Origin of the sequence: Enterobacter sp. WCHEn045836 (assembly GCF_003965585.1) — a bacterium.
Lineage (GTDB): Bacteria > Pseudomonadota > Gammaproteobacteria > Enterobacterales > Enterobacteriaceae > Enterobacter > Enterobacter dissolvens.
Genome location: NZ_RXPT01000022.1, coordinates 45,751 through 60,890 on the forward strand (window position 1 = coordinate 45,751; position 15,140 = coordinate 60,890).

Annotated in this window: 16 protein-coding genes; all 16 read left to right on the forward strand. The window is 49.4% G+C overall.

The window, feature by feature from the left end:
• Positions 1-52 precede the first annotated feature (52 nt).
• The 16 genes from EKN38_RS22310 to EKN38_RS22385 all read left to right on the forward strand — a co-directional run bounded on the left by EKN38_RS22310 (position 53) and on the right by EKN38_RS22385 (position 15,037).
• Entirely contained in the window at positions 53-817 is a 765-nt protein-coding gene (locus EKN38_RS22310; protein WP_409449471.1) for a fimbria/pilus periplasmic chaperone, read from the forward strand.
• 74 nt (positions 818-891) lie between these two features.
• Entirely contained in the window at positions 892-1,515 is a 624-nt protein-coding gene (locus EKN38_RS22315; RefSeq protein ID WP_409449472.1) for a fimbrial protein, read from the forward strand.
• A 13-nt stretch (positions 1,516-1,528) separates the two neighbouring features.
• Positions 1,529-2,026 (forward strand): fimbrial protein, encoded by a 498-nt coding sequence (locus EKN38_RS22320; RefSeq protein ID WP_126522737.1) that lies wholly within the window; start codon positions 1,529-1,531, stop codon positions 2,024-2,026.
• A 10-nt stretch (positions 2,027-2,036) separates the two neighbouring features.
• Entirely contained in the window at positions 2,037-2,534 is a 498-nt protein-coding gene (locus EKN38_RS22325; protein WP_126522740.1) for a fimbrial protein, read from the forward strand.
• 57 nt (positions 2,535-2,591) lie between these two features.
• Positions 2,592-3,119, forward strand: coding sequence for a fimbrial protein (locus tag EKN38_RS22330; RefSeq protein ID WP_126522743.1), 528 nt, complete (start codon positions 2,592-2,594; stop codon positions 3,117-3,119).
• A 151-nt stretch (positions 3,120-3,270) separates the two neighbouring features.
• Entirely contained in the window at positions 3,271-3,876 is a 606-nt protein-coding gene (locus tag EKN38_RS22335; RefSeq protein WP_126522746.1) for a helix-turn-helix transcriptional regulator, read from the forward strand.
• Positions 3,867-4,253 carry a hypothetical protein gene (locus EKN38_RS22340; protein WP_126522748.1) on the forward strand — a complete coding sequence of 129 codons (387 nt, stop codon included), beginning with the start codon at positions 3,867-3,869 and terminating at the stop codon, positions 4,251-4,253. Before EKN38_RS22335 ends, EKN38_RS22340 begins: the two co-directional genes overlap by 10 nt.
• Positions 4,253-5,932 carry an FKBP-type peptidyl-prolyl cis-trans isomerase N-terminal domain-containing protein gene (locus EKN38_RS22345; protein ID WP_126522751.1) on the forward strand — a complete coding sequence of 560 codons (1,680 nt, stop codon included), beginning with the start codon at positions 4,253-4,255 and terminating at the stop codon, positions 5,930-5,932. The genes EKN38_RS22340 and EKN38_RS22345 overlap by 1 nt, the downstream gene beginning before the upstream one ends.
• A gap of 728 nt (positions 5,933-6,660) precedes the next feature.
• Positions 6,661-7,011, forward strand: a complete 351-nt coding sequence (locus EKN38_RS22350) for a type II toxin-antitoxin system Phd/YefM family antitoxin (protein ID WP_126522753.1) — start codon at positions 6,661-6,663, stop codon at positions 7,009-7,011.
• Positions 7,011-7,418, forward strand: coding sequence for a type II toxin-antitoxin system death-on-curing family toxin (locus EKN38_RS22355; protein WP_126522814.1), 408 nt, complete (start codon positions 7,011-7,013; stop codon positions 7,416-7,418). Before EKN38_RS22350 ends, EKN38_RS22355 begins: the two co-directional genes overlap by 1 nt.
• A 1,296-nt stretch (positions 7,419-8,714) precedes the next feature.
• A complete protein-coding gene (locus EKN38_RS22360; RefSeq protein ID WP_126522756.1) occupies positions 8,715-9,236 on the forward strand; it encodes a hypothetical protein in 522 nt (173 codons plus the stop codon).
• A 704-nt stretch (positions 9,237-9,940) separates the two neighbouring features.
• Positions 9,941-11,725 carry a Wzy polymerase domain-containing protein gene (locus EKN38_RS22365; protein WP_185812858.1) on the forward strand — a complete coding sequence of 595 codons (1,785 nt, stop codon included), beginning with the start codon at positions 9,941-9,943 and terminating at the stop codon, positions 11,723-11,725.
• Positions 11,722-12,054 carry a cupin domain-containing protein gene (locus tag EKN38_RS22370; RefSeq protein WP_260480572.1) on the forward strand — a complete coding sequence of 111 codons (333 nt, stop codon included), beginning with the start codon at positions 11,722-11,724 and terminating at the stop codon, positions 12,052-12,054. The genes EKN38_RS22365 and EKN38_RS22370 overlap by 4 nt, the downstream gene beginning before the upstream one ends.
• Entirely contained in the window at positions 12,029-12,832 is an 804-nt protein-coding gene (locus EKN38_RS22375) for a glycosyltransferase family 2 protein (protein ID WP_260480573.1), read from the forward strand. Before EKN38_RS22370 ends, EKN38_RS22375 begins: the two co-directional genes overlap by 26 nt.
• Before the next feature lie 334 nt (positions 12,833-13,166).
• Positions 13,167-14,171: a WavE lipopolysaccharide synthesis family protein gene (locus EKN38_RS22380; RefSeq protein ID WP_126522761.1), complete on the forward strand. Its 1,005-nt coding sequence runs from the start codon at positions 13,167-13,169 to the stop codon at positions 14,169-14,171.
• Between the two features lie 17 nt (positions 14,172-14,188).
• Complete coding sequence (locus EKN38_RS22385; protein WP_126522764.1) at positions 14,189-15,037, forward strand: ABC transporter permease; 849 nt, start codon at positions 14,189-14,191, stop codon at positions 15,035-15,037.
• The last annotated feature ends 103 nt before the right edge of the window (positions 15,038-15,140 follow it).

The window sequence follows — 15,140 nt, forward strand, 5'->3', positions numbered from 1 at the left end:
CTTTGTGGCCTCTACGCCGGATTAAAAACACTTTCATTTGCGATGAAAGGATTTGGAGAAAAAAATGAACAAAACTATCGGTAACGCTCTGACCTGTAAAAGCGTCTGCGTACTTACAACCCTGGCTCTGCTGGCTCCGGCTTCTGCACAGGCTGCCATTGCCCTCGATCGTACACGTGTGATTTTCGACGGGGGGCAGAGTTCAGTCAGTATGAGCGTCAGTAACCAGAATAAACAGCTTCCGTACTTGGCACAGGGGTGGATTGAGGATGAAAGCGGTAATAAAATCACCAGTCCTCTTACCGTACTCCCGCCAGTGCAGCGAATTGAGCCCGGAAAGCCTAGCCAGGTGAAAATTCAGGCTCTGCCGGTGGCAAAGCAGTTACCTCAGGATCGTGAAACGCTATATTATTTCAATTTGCGTGAGATCCCACCAAAGAGTAATAAACCGAACACCCTGCAAATTGCACTCCAGACGCGCATAAAAATGTTCTATCGCCCGACAGCCATTGCAATCAATAAAAATGCCATGCCTCCCCAGGAACAAATAACGCTCCGCCGGGAAGGCAACAGCTATGTGGTGAATAACCCGACAGCGTATTACATCACTATCGCTGAAGCCAGGGATGGAAATGGCTCCAGCATTAAATCATTTGAGCCCGTGATGGTTGCACCAAAGGGCAATGCCCCCTTGCGCGTGAGCTTCAGCGGAGCTCCGACACTCACTTACATTAACGACTACGGTGGTCGCCCCGAACTGAAGTTCAGCTGTAACGGAAGCACCTGTAATGTTGTTCCCGGAAAGAAGAACAGCTAACACCGTAAGGGCTAACTGTACTCAGTGTTGCTGAGCCCGGCGCAACCGGCATGGAAATGGGAGGAGTGAATTCGATGAAAAAAAGTGCTGTAAAAGTTTATCCAGTCCGCCAGCATTCCTTCAGGGGGTATGCTTTGGGGATTATGGGAGCCATCATTCTGACCTGCCCGCTCGTCTCTGTGGCCGCTGATGCCTGGGATGTGGAAGGCTCTAACGGTGTGCTTTATATCTATGGTGCTCTTGCTGAAAGCGCCTGCCGTCTTGAAATGGACAGCGCCCGTCAGGATATCGTGATGGGTGAAATCGGTACCGGCCATCTGCTGAATGTCGGAGAGCAGGGGACGCCGGTAGGGTTTCAGATAAGGCTCAGGGACTGTCTTCGCAGCAGCAGCATCAGGGATGAACGTACTGGCAGCGCCTTCCAGGCATACGAGCAACCTTCGGTAACAGTCACCTTTCGCGGAGAGAAAGATGCGGATAACCCGGAACTGATTGGCGTCAGGGGGGTGTCCGGTATGGGGCTGCGGATCGTCGATGCCCAGAGACGTAGTGTTCGTCTGGGAAGCCGCGGAGTTCCGCTGATTCTCGATCGAGGACAGAACGCATTATCGTTCACAGTGGCACCGGAACGTACCTCGGCTCCACTTGTGGCGGGAAGCTATCGCTCGGTGGTTGATTTTAATCTCAGCTATGACTGAAAAAGGGAATGGTATGAGACTGAATCTTAATCCGTTCAGAACGTCGCTCAGGCACATTGTTTGCACCCTTGTAAGTGTACCCGCGTTTGTGTGGGCCGCAACAACCGTGACGGTTAAGGTGACTGTTGTTGCCCCGCCTTCCTGCGTTATTAACGACAACAAAACCATCGATGTGGATTTTGGAACGGTCGTCGGCCCCAGTGTTGACGGGCAGAAATATATGAAGACAGTGGATTATACGCTTGAATGTAAGGGACATACGAGTAATGCGATGAAGATGATGATCAAAGGGAACCCGACAACATTTGACTCATCCGCACTTCAGACCAATATCGCGGATTTTGGTATTGCCTTAAAGGCTAATGGCGAAACTATCGGGATCAATGACTGGGTTAATTTTACCTACCCGGATAAGCCTGCCCTGCAGGCTGTCCCGGTTAAAAAATCAGGCAGCACACCTGCAGGCGGTGATTTTCAGGCAGCAGCAACTCTGATGATAGCCTATCAATAAGGCGGCAATTATGAAAAAGATGATGATGTTACTGCTGCTGGGCATGATGAGCTCTGGCCCGGTGAAGGCTGAAGGTGAAATGTCCTTCCGCGGCATGTTACTTGATACTGTCCCCTGCGTACTGAACAACGGGGAAGCGCTGGCGGTAGATTTTGGCGAAGTCGGTATCAACAAGATCGACGGTGTGCGGTATATGCAGGCGCTTTCATTTCTGGTGCACTGCCCGGGAAGGTTCGATATTCCATTCAGGTTGCTGTATCTCGGTGATGCCAGCGGTTCTGACTCTGCGGTGCTGAAAACTAGCGTCGATGGTCTGGGGATCAAACTGAAAAATGAATGCGGCAGCAGTTACTGCGATGTCGATGTGGGCGGTTTCGTCGCAGTGGATATGAAAGGGCAGGAGAACAGCCTGCAGAAATTCCAGACAGTGCCGGTAAAGCAGCAGGGTGCCACTCTTGAAGCTGGCCCGTTTAGCGCCAGCGCTTCGTTCCGGCTTGAATATTATTAACCGGCTGCATTCGTGCGGCAATACCTGCCAGCAACGACTGGGTCAGAGGGTAAGATTATGAAAAGGGTGTTAACCTTTATCTGCTTTATGTGTGCAGCACCTTTCTGCCATGCCGTCGCGCCTGAAGTGAATATTCAGTACGGCGGCATATTGGTTGATGACCCTTGTGTCATTCCACCGGGTGAAGAGGAAATTCATCTCGATTTCGACGGCGTTGTGGACAAATACCTGTACGCTAACCAGCGCACGCCAGGAAAGCAAATCGAAATACATCTCACCGAATGCGATCTGTCGCTTGGGGAGTCAGTGAAAGTGACCTTCGAGGGCGTGGAGAATACATTGCTGCCGGGGCTACTTGCCATCGACGGCAGTAGCCAGGCCACCGGGATAGCCATCGGGATGGAAACCACGGATGGTGAACTGCTCCCTCTGAACAAAAGCACGGGGCGAAAACTACTGACGTCAGGCAGCAACCTCCTTCCTTTTATTGTGTATATCCAGGGGGAGCCAGACGCGATTAAAAATAAAACCATCACACAGGGTGCTTTCAGTGCAACGGCGACATTTAACCTAGAGTACGAATAAACCTTGGTGATTACGTAATGATATGTCCGGCAATGACCTGACATAATCTCCGCGCATCTATTTTAAATAGTATATTTAAAAAATATTCTTTTTCCGGTTTTTTCGGAGGATACCCTGCGCGGTAGCCAAATTCTGCAGGCAGGTAATATATATGAAAGCTCCATATATAATAGCTATAGAACATAGCGACAATTTCTTTTCTGTTGGTCTGAAGTATATTATTCAGCTTTATTTAAACCGAAAGGGAAGGGAGGTACGTTTTATTGAGATGACGCGCAATACGGATGCCGATCTTATTATTATCAGTGAAGAAAACACCCGGATTGCCAGACCATGCAGGATAAGACAGAACTCAGGTAAGATGATCACCGTCCTTAATGAGTGCGGGACGAGGGGAAATCAGCGAGTGGTATGTGTGACCGAGATGGGGTCGTTCAGTCCCCGGGATCGGGCTGAAGTTCTGTTGGGACTTGTGGCACGATGGTATCGTGGTGCGCATAATGAAAGCAGGCATCGTCGTCGCTGCCCGTGCTGCTCCCAGTCGTTGATCAAGGTTGAAAAAGACGTACTCAGATGGCTCTCGATGGGGTTACCACTCGCCACGATGGCAAAACGCTTAGATATCAGCATCCAGTCAGTAAGCCGTTATAAACGTTCAGCGATGTTTAAACTTGGTTTTGAACGTAACCATGAATTATACCAGTGGTTGCTTAAGGGCGGTCTGGAACATGAAGAGAGAATTTTAACGTGGCAATAGATGAAGAAAAACGCGGTCCGGTTTACGTTATCCTTGCTTGCGTTGTATTTCTGCTGTCCGGTTGTGGGATCAGCTCGTCTGGCGACGAGGGGCCCACGCTGGATTATTCTCAGGAGACTGAATCGGCTCGCCTGAAGCAGTGCCAGGAGGAGCTTGAGGCGCTGAATACCGTTGCGGCTGCGGATTATACTAAGTACAGAAAGGAATTTGATCGCCTGATGAATGGTGCTTCCCAGTATGCGGGATTGAGGGCCACGGTGGGCAAGGGGACTCGTAATACCGTAGATGCGCTGTATCACTATAAAGTGAATCTGCTTTGTGCTGATGTCAGCCAGGCTATGCTTAAGGGGCTGACAGAAAGAGGGGAACGTACATAATGGTTCGTCGCCGCAAACAACAGCGTATGCTCCTTCCCACACTGCTGGCTAGCCTTCTCTGGGTCCAGTTTGCCAGAGGGGATGACGGGATCCCCGCCCTTCTTCAGTTCGCTGAACAGTATCAGAGCAAAAAACCGGCCATGCAGTCGCAGGTGCCTGAGAGTCAGACCGTGCCCGAGATGCCTAAACTGGAGCCACCCAGGATCGTGTCAGGCGACACACCTGTCCAGCCAGATCGCAGCGCGCTCAGGCGCCAGATTAAACAGCAGGAAAGTGTTATTGCGCAGCAAAAATCTGAAATGTCCTCGCTGGAAAATCAGCTGAAATCGCTTCGTCAGTCTCTTAGCTCCGCGCAGGACGCACTGGCAATGGCCAGACAGGAAAAGCAGACATTGCAGGATGCGGCGCACAGAGCACCTGAAAAAGTGGTGGTGGATCTGACGCCATTCAGTGATTTTTTGGGCAGGCTCCGGCACGCGGTGACGGGCACGCCTCATGAGACGGAGCTTAAAAAGCTTCTGGCGGCAGCGCATGATGACGTGAAATCGAGGGATACGCTGCTTGCAGCCAGCAGGCAGGAAACCGACATGCTGAAAAAACAGATTGATGAGCTGCGCACCACGGGGCGCAGCAATTCTGAAGAACTCGCTCAGGTGCAAAAGTCGGGTAATGAAGCGCAGGTGCTCATCAGTGAACTGCGTCAGCGTCTTGCTGATGAAGAGCTGGTGCATGCAGCCATGAAAAAAGCGCAAATTCAGGACGCTGTGGTGAGCCAGAGCCAGCAGGAAGAGCTGACTTCCCTGAAGGGCCAACTGCAGCAGTTGGAACAGGGGGCTTCTCAGAAAGAAGCTGAGATGGCTTCACTCCGGGAGGAAAACCAGTCTCTCACCATTCAACTTGATACGCAGAAATCACTGGCCGATGAATCCGAGGCCATGAAAGCTTCACTTGAGCAGGAGATTGTGGCATACAAAGCGCGGATAGAAGACATACCTGAGACAGGGCAGAAGCAGCTTATTGCAGATGCGCTTAAAAAGGGTGAAGGACGCCGGAACTATGCTGAAGGGAGCCTGCTTGGCCGGGATATCATCGATATACTGGACGAGCGTGATGGCTGGGGTCTTAAGAGCGACAGGGAGATTGTTCTTGCAGGTATCATCGACTCCTTTTCCGGTAAATACAGGCTCAGTCATGAAGAGCTGAACACTGCCCTGACAGAATCAGAGCTGCAGGTAAGCAAAGCTGCCGCGGACATGGCGAGAAAACAGAAAAATAAAGGTGAAGCGTTCATTGAAGAATTTAAAAAGAAAAAAGGTGTGAAACAGTCTGCATCAGGCTTCTGGTATCATATTGATTATCCCGGCGATGAGCCTGTTGCGGATAATGCGATCATCGATGTTGTCGTTAAGGAAAGTCTTACAGATGGTACTGTCATTCAGGATATGGACGTCAACGGTAAGGTGTTGTCTCAGCCTCTTGAGGCCTATCCTGCATTGTTCCAGGAGGCGATTCGTTATCTGAAGAATCACGGCTCTGTGACACTTGTCGTTCCGCCATCACTGGCTTATGGCGAAGCGGGATATCCCCCGAAGATTCCGCCAGACTCAACGATGGTATATGTGCTGCGCATTGACCATGCCAGCGCTGGGGGAGAGGCGAAAAAAAGTAATGTGAGGTAGCGGCGTAAAGTGAGATATATCTATATTTCATCGCGGTTGTCCTACCGGCCTGACACGAATCAGGTTACTGTCCTGGTTGGGGCGTTCTGGTATCGGGATGTTAGAGCGTCGTCTGTCGGATGACAGGCGGGGACGCGTTATAGCGACAAGGAAGGCCCGACCCCACTTGCACTCTGCTCTGTGATGAAGGGACTGTCCGGAGAGCGCATATACATGGGAGCAGCCTGTATGTTCCAAAGGAAGTATGCTTAGAGCCGTATGCCATTAGTCTCAGTTGTACTTATGTCCAGCCGGACGCACACTTCTCTGAAGATATTAGTGCTGAAAAAAGATAAAACCTGTTTCCGGGCGCTTTGTTAAAGGCATGCCGCGAAGACGGCGCGTTCACATGATAATTTCTCTGATCGTGATAAGGGTAAAATGAATAATAACTCTCAGTTATCGAAATCATGTTGCTCATTCGCGTCCGGAGAAGCCGTCACTATAGTGCTTAAGGATGTCCTCTGTTGCTACAGTGAACTGCTTATTGAAAGCTCATGTCCCCGGAGCGGAATGCATAAGTATGCTGGCGTGATTCACGACTACGGTTCCTCCTCCGAAGAGCAACAACTTACATAATTGCACTTGAATTAAAACCGCTTCGGCGGGGGGGGGGGGCTGCTTTAGCTGCTACTATCAACCCCCACTGACATATGCTAACCTGTACATGTACAATTTAGAGGTGCCGTATGCGCAAAGTCAGTTATACCCAAATGAGAGCAGAGCTTTCGGACATTTTGGATGCGCTCCGAAATGGTGAGATCGTGGTTGTCACCCAGCGTGGCAGGCCTGACACTGTGCTCAACGGTTCCTTGACCAACGAAATGCCTTCCGAGAACTCACCACCAGCGTTCTCCCGCACACATCGGACAGGGTATGTAGTTCATACCAAAGATGGTCAGACGGTTGAGGTGAGAATGGTAAAAGAAAACGGTGAGGTTGTCGGGAGCAGAAAATTATTCAAATCCACATTCAGAGATGCTTTGCATAAAACCCAGCAAAAACATGCGAAAATTATCAAAGCCCTGGAAGATAAATGATGGATGAGATCGAATTTTTGACACCAGAACAGGTTATAGAGATTCAACAGTCAACCCTGCCAAACAGCGGCCCCCCAGGTAAAGACCGACTGGAGGGGGCGCTTTTTCGCGTGTACACCCTTGCTGAGTATGAAGGCTGTGAAGATATCTTTGCTTTTGCCGCGATGTATCTGATCGCCATAGCCAAAGCGCACGCTTTCAACGATGCCAACAAACGCACCGCGTTCCAGGCTACCAGTGTTTTCTTGCTGATGAATGGGTTCGAGCTTAATGCTTCCTTCGAACTCGTTAAGCTCACCGTGTTGGCCGCAATGGGTGAGGCAGAGCTGGAAAACACGGCATTTGCGCTGAGAATTCTGTCTGATTACCGAAACGATATAATGGCTGAACACGATTACGTCGCCTGAGTATCCATTTCGTCTGATTTCAATGCCTGCCAGGGCGGGTTTCTCGTTAATATATACAGGAAAGCACATTACCTCATCCGTTTAACCAGGGGTGGTTTGGTGGGTAGTGTGCTCTCCTGTATATACCCTGAGTAGACTCAGCATAATAAACCTGAGTGAGTATTCTGAAAAACAAATGCTTTTTCTTTACCTGGCAACATAGGTGGTTAAACTCCGTCCTGCAATGTGATAGTTCCGTTGTGTTACTTTATTGCATTAGATTTTCCATATACCTGTTTATTTGCCCTGTATTCCAGGGCTTCTTTTTTTTATGGTAATCTTTAAACTTACTAATTTTCCCAGTCTATATTGAAAATGCCATAAAAGTGTATTCGCATGGATGCTGCCCGTATTGTTCCTACAGGGGCATGCTTAGAGAGCGGGTAGCATCCAGCCGAATGCAATCTGTTTAATAGTCTTAAAAACCACTGCTTTTTATTTACAGTAGGTTTCAAATCCATAGAATGCCTGACTGCTGGCGGGGGAAAGCGAGCTCTCGCTGGTATCTTCCAGACATAAATAGTGAATGCACCATTCCATTTAGGACCCCTCTCTTCGGCGGGGCTACTCGTGAATCAAAAAACTTTCCGGTCTGCGATGAGGGGATAGCCCGGAGTGACCGGAAAGCACATTTGCATGAGCACTGATGGAACAGTAATATTCAGAATTCCCCTCTGTAAATGTCCCGTCAGTGCTCAGCCGAATGTAATCTCTTCATCATCATCGATTTATCCCCCATCAGTTTCAGTCATACCCTTAATCTCTATAGGACTATACCAGTACCCCGACCGAAACCATTGATCAGCGCGTGACTGACGATATTGTTTCCCGTCTGGTGAGTTTTGCCTGCTCGATGACATCATTTTGGGTGAACGGACGACCACAGTTACTGCAAATGGTGTCGTTGAGTTCGCCCAGAGAGTTGATTTTGGTGCTAAGACTAAGAGGGAACCGACATCATTAGTAAAGTAGGGAGCGGGAATCAGAACTAAACTGATTCCTGTGGCGGTCATGTACCATCCGTCATTTCTGCCCACCGCGTCGGTGGTGGGCAGAAATGACGGATGGTACATACGCTCTTGGTGATGTTCTTGCTGTGCATGATGAAATGGATGAAATAAGTGAGGTGGCTGAAAAAACTTAGTCGACATATCATTTGGCGTCATTAATAAATCAGATTTGTATATTTTTTTGGAGATGACGCGCCTGCTAAGTAATGATAGGCTCGTGCTACAAATAAATCACTAGGACATCTTTATGACTAATTTATGGAAAAAAATACTTACGGTTTTTATTTTGATCTCAAGTAGTGCTTACTGTATGGCTGCAAAAAAAAATTGCGAACATAAAGATGGTATTTGGCTTCATAAGTTTGTCCCTGGCGAGGCTTTCGACATTGCAGTTATTGAGCCTGAACCTGGGGTTGAGATTTATTTAGGAGGGATGGCAGGCCAAATGCAGGTCATAAACATAGATGGCGTGAGCACAAATGCGATCAAATCAGGACGGTTTACTGGTAATTTTCCTGGTAATGGTGTGTCTCTACCAACAGTGGCAGTAACTATCTCCACTGATATACACGCAAAGAAGGGTTTTACAGCCATTTACTCTGACAATAATCTCGCTAAGCTGACAATACCTTTTAAAGACCTGATGCATTATGTCTCTAAAAGCAGATATCTATATATTTCTATCCCGTTGGATAACGGTAAAACAAAGAAATACGACATTGATATAAGCAAAATACCTCTCGGTACAGAACATGATTGCTTATATTAGCAGAAAAGAATAAACCACTTCACCGGCGGTTTTTTATTGGTGAACATATGCCACCCAATAACGAAAATGTAATTGACAGCCTTTTTGTCAGCCAGGGAATGAGCCTTGACGACAAGTGCTTCCTGAAAGCGCAGGATCAGGTAAAAGGCCTTAAGGACGGACTCGTTCAACTGGGCGCGATATCCGGGGCTTCGGTTGACCTCAACTCCTTCACTCGTGAAATACCCGATCAAGAGCCTGTCCAATGTGCATAAGAAAATCCGGAAACGGTGAGCATTTCCGGATTCTTACACAACCACTGGATCGATCAACCGATCCTTAAATGCTCGGCATTACCACCTAAAAAAGGGAGGCTTTTTTCATGGTCTCATGTGTCCGTCTTTTGTCTTACATTGCGCGAAACGTTGCCTGGATTGGGTGGTTGCATTTAAAACCATTGGTAATGGTGGTTGGGTTATTTTTTAGTGATTTATTTTAAATAGTCCTGTTTATATGATTAAAAATCTATTTGTCTGTTGATTTGCAAAATAAGTACCTGATGGTCGTCGTTCGGATTACTATACATACACATCAATTGTGCCCTGCAATATGCCCTCCAGGAGACCCTTCGTGGCTTCTGCATGACGGGGCATTCTGCGGGTATATGTTTAACATTAGCCCCCTCGGACTCCTGTCCGGGCGCCTCCCCGGGTCATGATACGAATATGTTTATTCATAAAATTCTGAATGCTGAGCAACGGGTACCATTTTATACAGTGGCTAGCCTTATGCTGTTTGCTTTGCTCTATATTGGCATTCTGCCATGGCCATGGACGACATTACCCGGACGTGGCCTCTCCCTGACGTTGAATCTGCTGGTCTGGAGCTGGACTTCTGTGTTCTGTATCTTGTTATTACTGTTTCCTGGCATGCGTCATTTCAGGGGAAAGCGTACGGCGATGTATCTTCTGGCAGGGTGCTTTTTGATGAGCCTTCCGCTGATATGGAGTGCAGACTCTGCAAGCCTTGCGCTGTACCGCCTTGCGGGACTCTGGGCGTTTGCTGCTTTCTTCATCCTTCTGATGCAGTTCCCGGTGCGCGGAGGTCTGCGGCGCGGCTTTTATATCATCGTTGTCATTGCCGGGCTGATTCAGGTGCTGCTGAGTGTCTGGCAGATAGTGTTTCCGTTCTCCGCGGGTGAATATCTGTATTATTCTTTCAGGGCTGCCAACGGGAGACCCCTGGGCTCGTTGCTGCAGGTAAATCTCCTTGGTTCTTTTCTGGCTACGGCGCTGGTTTGTGCCCTCTGGCTTGCCATGAATACCAGAACGGTGGTTAGGCGAATCGTGTTCTTCCTTGCCGTCACTATCCTGTGTGCAGGCGTGACTCTGACGGAATCCCGTACGGCCTGGCTTGCTGCATTCGTGACGTCTGTGGTTCTGCTTTCCGGGATTGTGCCTGTGAAAAAGAACGTACGTATTACCGCTGCACTCTTTCTTGCCGTCGGTGTTATCGCCGGACAGGGGCTGTTGTCTCAGCGTCCGTCCGATCTGAGTGGTTTTAGCGCCGTTGCCGGTGCTGCTGAATCGACAGATGCCCGACCAACGAATGTTGGGGAACGACTGGCCTCTAACAGGCAATACTCCGGGACTGAAAGGACCCTGATGATTCGTGGAGCTCTGGATATGATTAAGGCGCATCCGCTGAAGGGGACGGGCCTGGCTTCATTTGAGGTTCGCTTCCCTGAATACCTGAACAAGGGAGGGTACGATACTTCGTTTACGGTGACGGTACCTTTTCCGCATAACGAAATACTGTATGTCTGGAGTGAGGGTGGTGTCCTGGCTCTTGGTGGACTGATACTGTGGCTCTGGGTGTGGCTGGCGCCTTTCCGGGGCTATTTCCGTAACCGCAGGCTGAGCCAGAGTATCGGGCGAGGCGCACTGACACTACCGATAATGGTACATGTGATGCTGGAATATCCGCTGTATCAGTCTGCTCTGCATGCCATAACCCTGTTAGTGATGCTTCGGTTAGCGATGCCGGTGCAGGAAAAACACACTGTCGGTATCCCCGCTATGAAAGTGATGGGAAAAGGGGGGCTCGTATTGTGTCTGGCCTCTGTTGTTTTTATGGTGACAGGCCTTCAGTCAGCCCAAAAAATTAAGGAAGCGGAGAGCTTCAGGCTTATGGATCCTGTTTTGCTTGACGAGGTCATTAATCCCTATGCTCAGCCGGAGCGTTTACTCTTTGACAGGGCAGTCAGCGGGCTTGTTCAGTTTAATATGACTCAAAATTACGGCTTTCTGTCTGTATTTTATGACAGTGCAGAGAAATGGCTCAGAAACCACAACGATGCAAATATGACGGCAAGTATGATGCAGATTTCTACGATGAATGAAAACAATGTGCTGGCAGAAAAATGGCGTAAGCGCGGCTGTCTGAGTTTTCGTCAGGATCCCCGTTTTAAATGTATTACTGCGACAACTTCTGAAGAGAATAACCCGTGAAGATAAAAAAACATAATATCAAGGATATGATCGGCGGATGGTTTGTCGGTTCCTTTTCACCGGCAGCATTTAATACCTCTGATGTTGAGATTGCTGTTCAGAAATTTAGCGCCGGGCACCGGGGGAAATTACATCACCATAAAATTGCAACAGAGGTAACCTTATTGCTCTCTGGTCGTGCCAGAATGGCTGGTCATATCTTAGATGCTGGCGATATTCTGACCCTGCCTCCTGGCATTTCTTCCTCATTTGAAGCGCTCGAGGACTGCGTGACTGTTGTGGTAAAGCATCCCGGTGCACTTAATGATAAATATATGGATGAACATTAATATGCTGAATATTGTGATCCCCATGGCCGGATACGGTAGCCGATTCTCTCAGGCCGGCTTTATCGATCCAAAACCTTTTATTCCGGTGGCGGGAGTGCCGATGATCGAACTGGTCATCAATAACCTGCGACCTGCGCTGCCGCACCGCTTTATCTTTGTCTGCCTGCAGGAGCACCTGACACGATATCAGTTCCGCCATCGTCTGGAGGCACTGGCACCGGGATGTAAAATCATTTCCCTTCCCGGTGTGACTGAAGGGGCTGCGTGCACAGTGCTGGAAGCCGCACCGTTTATTGATAATGGCGATCCCCTCATGATTGCAAACTCCGATCAATGGGTGGATGTCGACATCGATCTGTATTTGTCCCAGATGGATAACCGTAAACTGGATGGTCTTATTATGACGATGGCCTCCCGGGATCCCAAGTGGTCATATGTTCTGCTCGATGAAGATAAAAAGGTCTGTCAGGTAGTGGAAAAAGAGGTGGTTTCAGATGAAGCGACTGTCGGGATCTATAATTTCCGCCGCGGACAGGACTTTTGCCGTCTGGCACGGGATATGATTAGCGGGAATGTCCGAAGCCAGGGAGAATTCTACGTGGCACCGGTGTATTCCGGTCTGTACCGTGAAGGATATACGGATATTGCAACGTATAACGTCGGAGAAGTCGGTGCGGGGATGTACGGCCTGGGGACGCCCGCTGATCTGGCTGATTTCCTGGGGCAACCAGTTCTGGCGCGGGCACTGGCACAATCATCCATGAGGTGTGTGGCGTGAATATCGTTGTCCCGGGGCATCTCAGTGGCCTGAAATACCCTTCCTGCCCGAAAGCGAAGTGTATCCGACAGGTTCAACAATTTTCCTGCCGGCGATATCGTTCTGTCCTGTTTTGGCAACAACTTTCTGACCTGGAACCAGAAAACGGGCCTGTATCTGGTGTTGACCGGAGAGACGTCTTGTCGGGTTATCAGCGCTGGATACCGCATTTATCCTTACACGCATCGGAAAAATGGCCTTTACGCAAACTTATAATTTCCCGGCTCGCCCGCAGTTTGTTGTGTCCGGAGTACTGGATAGTGAGATTGCAGCGTAAAATTTTCAGGAGAGGGTGATGAAGAATCTGAGTATTGTCTTTCAGGGGCCGATACTACGGGGGGCGACGGTCTGCATGTCGGCTGTCAGCAATATCCGGCGTACCCGCGAGGCCTTTCCGGAAGCCGAAATTATCGTCTCGTCGTGGCGTTGTACGCCGGGTACGGAACAGTATTTCCGGACACTGATGGCCGAAATGCGTGTGCACGTTGTACTAAGTTATGATCCAGGTCCGCTTGTCAACTACGATGAATCCGGGCAGTGGGTATCAAACCTCAACCGGCAGCTTGTCTCTTCTGCTGCCGGCCTGCGTTGTGCAACACGTCCGTTATCGCTGAAACTTCGGACGGATACCTGCCTTTCCGGGCGGGGTGTCGTGCCTCTGCTGCAGCGCTACGTGCTGGATTCTGAAGGGCCCGGGAGGGAGATGCACTATTCCGTGTTTAAAAAGCGTGTTATTAACGCCTCTTGGTTTGCCCGCGATGCCAGGGGGAGCCTGCCGTTCCTGTTTCATCCGGGCGATATTTTTCTCGCGGGTCTGACTGAGGATGTGCGGTTATTCTTCAGTGCGCCACTTGCGGATGAAAGCCTTTTTTCTCCGGCCAGGAGGCCGGGTCTGTGGTGCGCATGGCGATTTGCCCCGGAGCAGTGGTTCTGGATCCACGCTGTCCGTAGCGTGACCGGTAAGATGGAGTATGAGGGGAATTTTGCCTATGCCCGTGAAAAAGTGGAAGCTTCGGAGCGATATTATCTGGCGAACTTTGTGCCTTTTGAATCCGGCAAACTGGATTTGTACTGGAAAAAATACTGGCGCCGCTATCCCCTGAGAGGACTCTTTAGCCTGTATACACATTCTCGCTGGTTAAGGCTGGCGGAAGTTTATAGCGGTAAACGGGAACATCCTTTGACACTGCCTGACCGAATACTGACTTATGTCTGGCGAATCGGTTATATCCTCAAGGTTGCGCTGCTTTGTCTGCCAATCATCAGACGCCTTGCGAAATCCTTATTTGTACACAGATAACCATACAGTAACTACAAATGACTATGATAAAACCACACGTTCAGGGCTGCACCGGGTTTGTTTCTGAACGCGGCAGTCGCGCCGGGCTATATGATATCTGGGCATCACGATATCTTATTTTGCAACTTATTGTCCGGGATCTGGTTGTCAGGTACCGCCAGACGTGGCTGGGCTGGGCATGGGCTGTTATTAACCCGGCCTGTTACCTTGCAATGTATTATGCAGTGTTTGGCCTGCTGGTTCGTCTGAATACCAGTGACTATAATACACCTTATGCGCTGGTACTGCTCTGCGGCCTTATACTTTGGATGCTTTTTGCCTCGACAGTCAATATTGTCAGTGAGTCATTACTTAATAATCTGCATCTGATTAAGAAAGTGTATTTCCCGAGGATTGTCCTGACGCTGGCCAGCACGGGCATATGTATTATGGACTTCATGGTTGCCCTGGTTTTACTTGGGATCGCCCTGCCTCTGTGTGGCCTACCCTGGTCTCCTTTCCAGATCCCCGTTTTACTCTATTGTGGTGGGCTCACCGTGCTATGTGGCTGGGGCGTTGGATGCATTTTTGCCGTTGTACGGATGAAGTTCAGGGACATCAGACATATTATCCCGTTGGTTATGCTGGGCGGATTTTATGCCACCCCGGTGGCCTGGACATCCGGCACTCTTCCCGCCAGATGGCAATGGCTTCCTGATCTGAACCCTGTCGCTGGGAGTATAAAATTGTTTCGACATATCTTATTAAATGGCCCACAGCCATCGCTGTTGTCTATGGCGATTATGCTTACCGGCTGTGTCCTGATTGGAATGATCGGCTATTACTGCTTTATGTTTTACGAATCCAGGGTGACGGACCAGGAATGATCGTTTTTGATAATGTAAGTAAATGCTATCCAGGGGAGTCTGGAGCCGGGAACACTCTGCGTACGTCTCTTAACCGGAAACGGTACGAAAGGGTGGGCCCTTT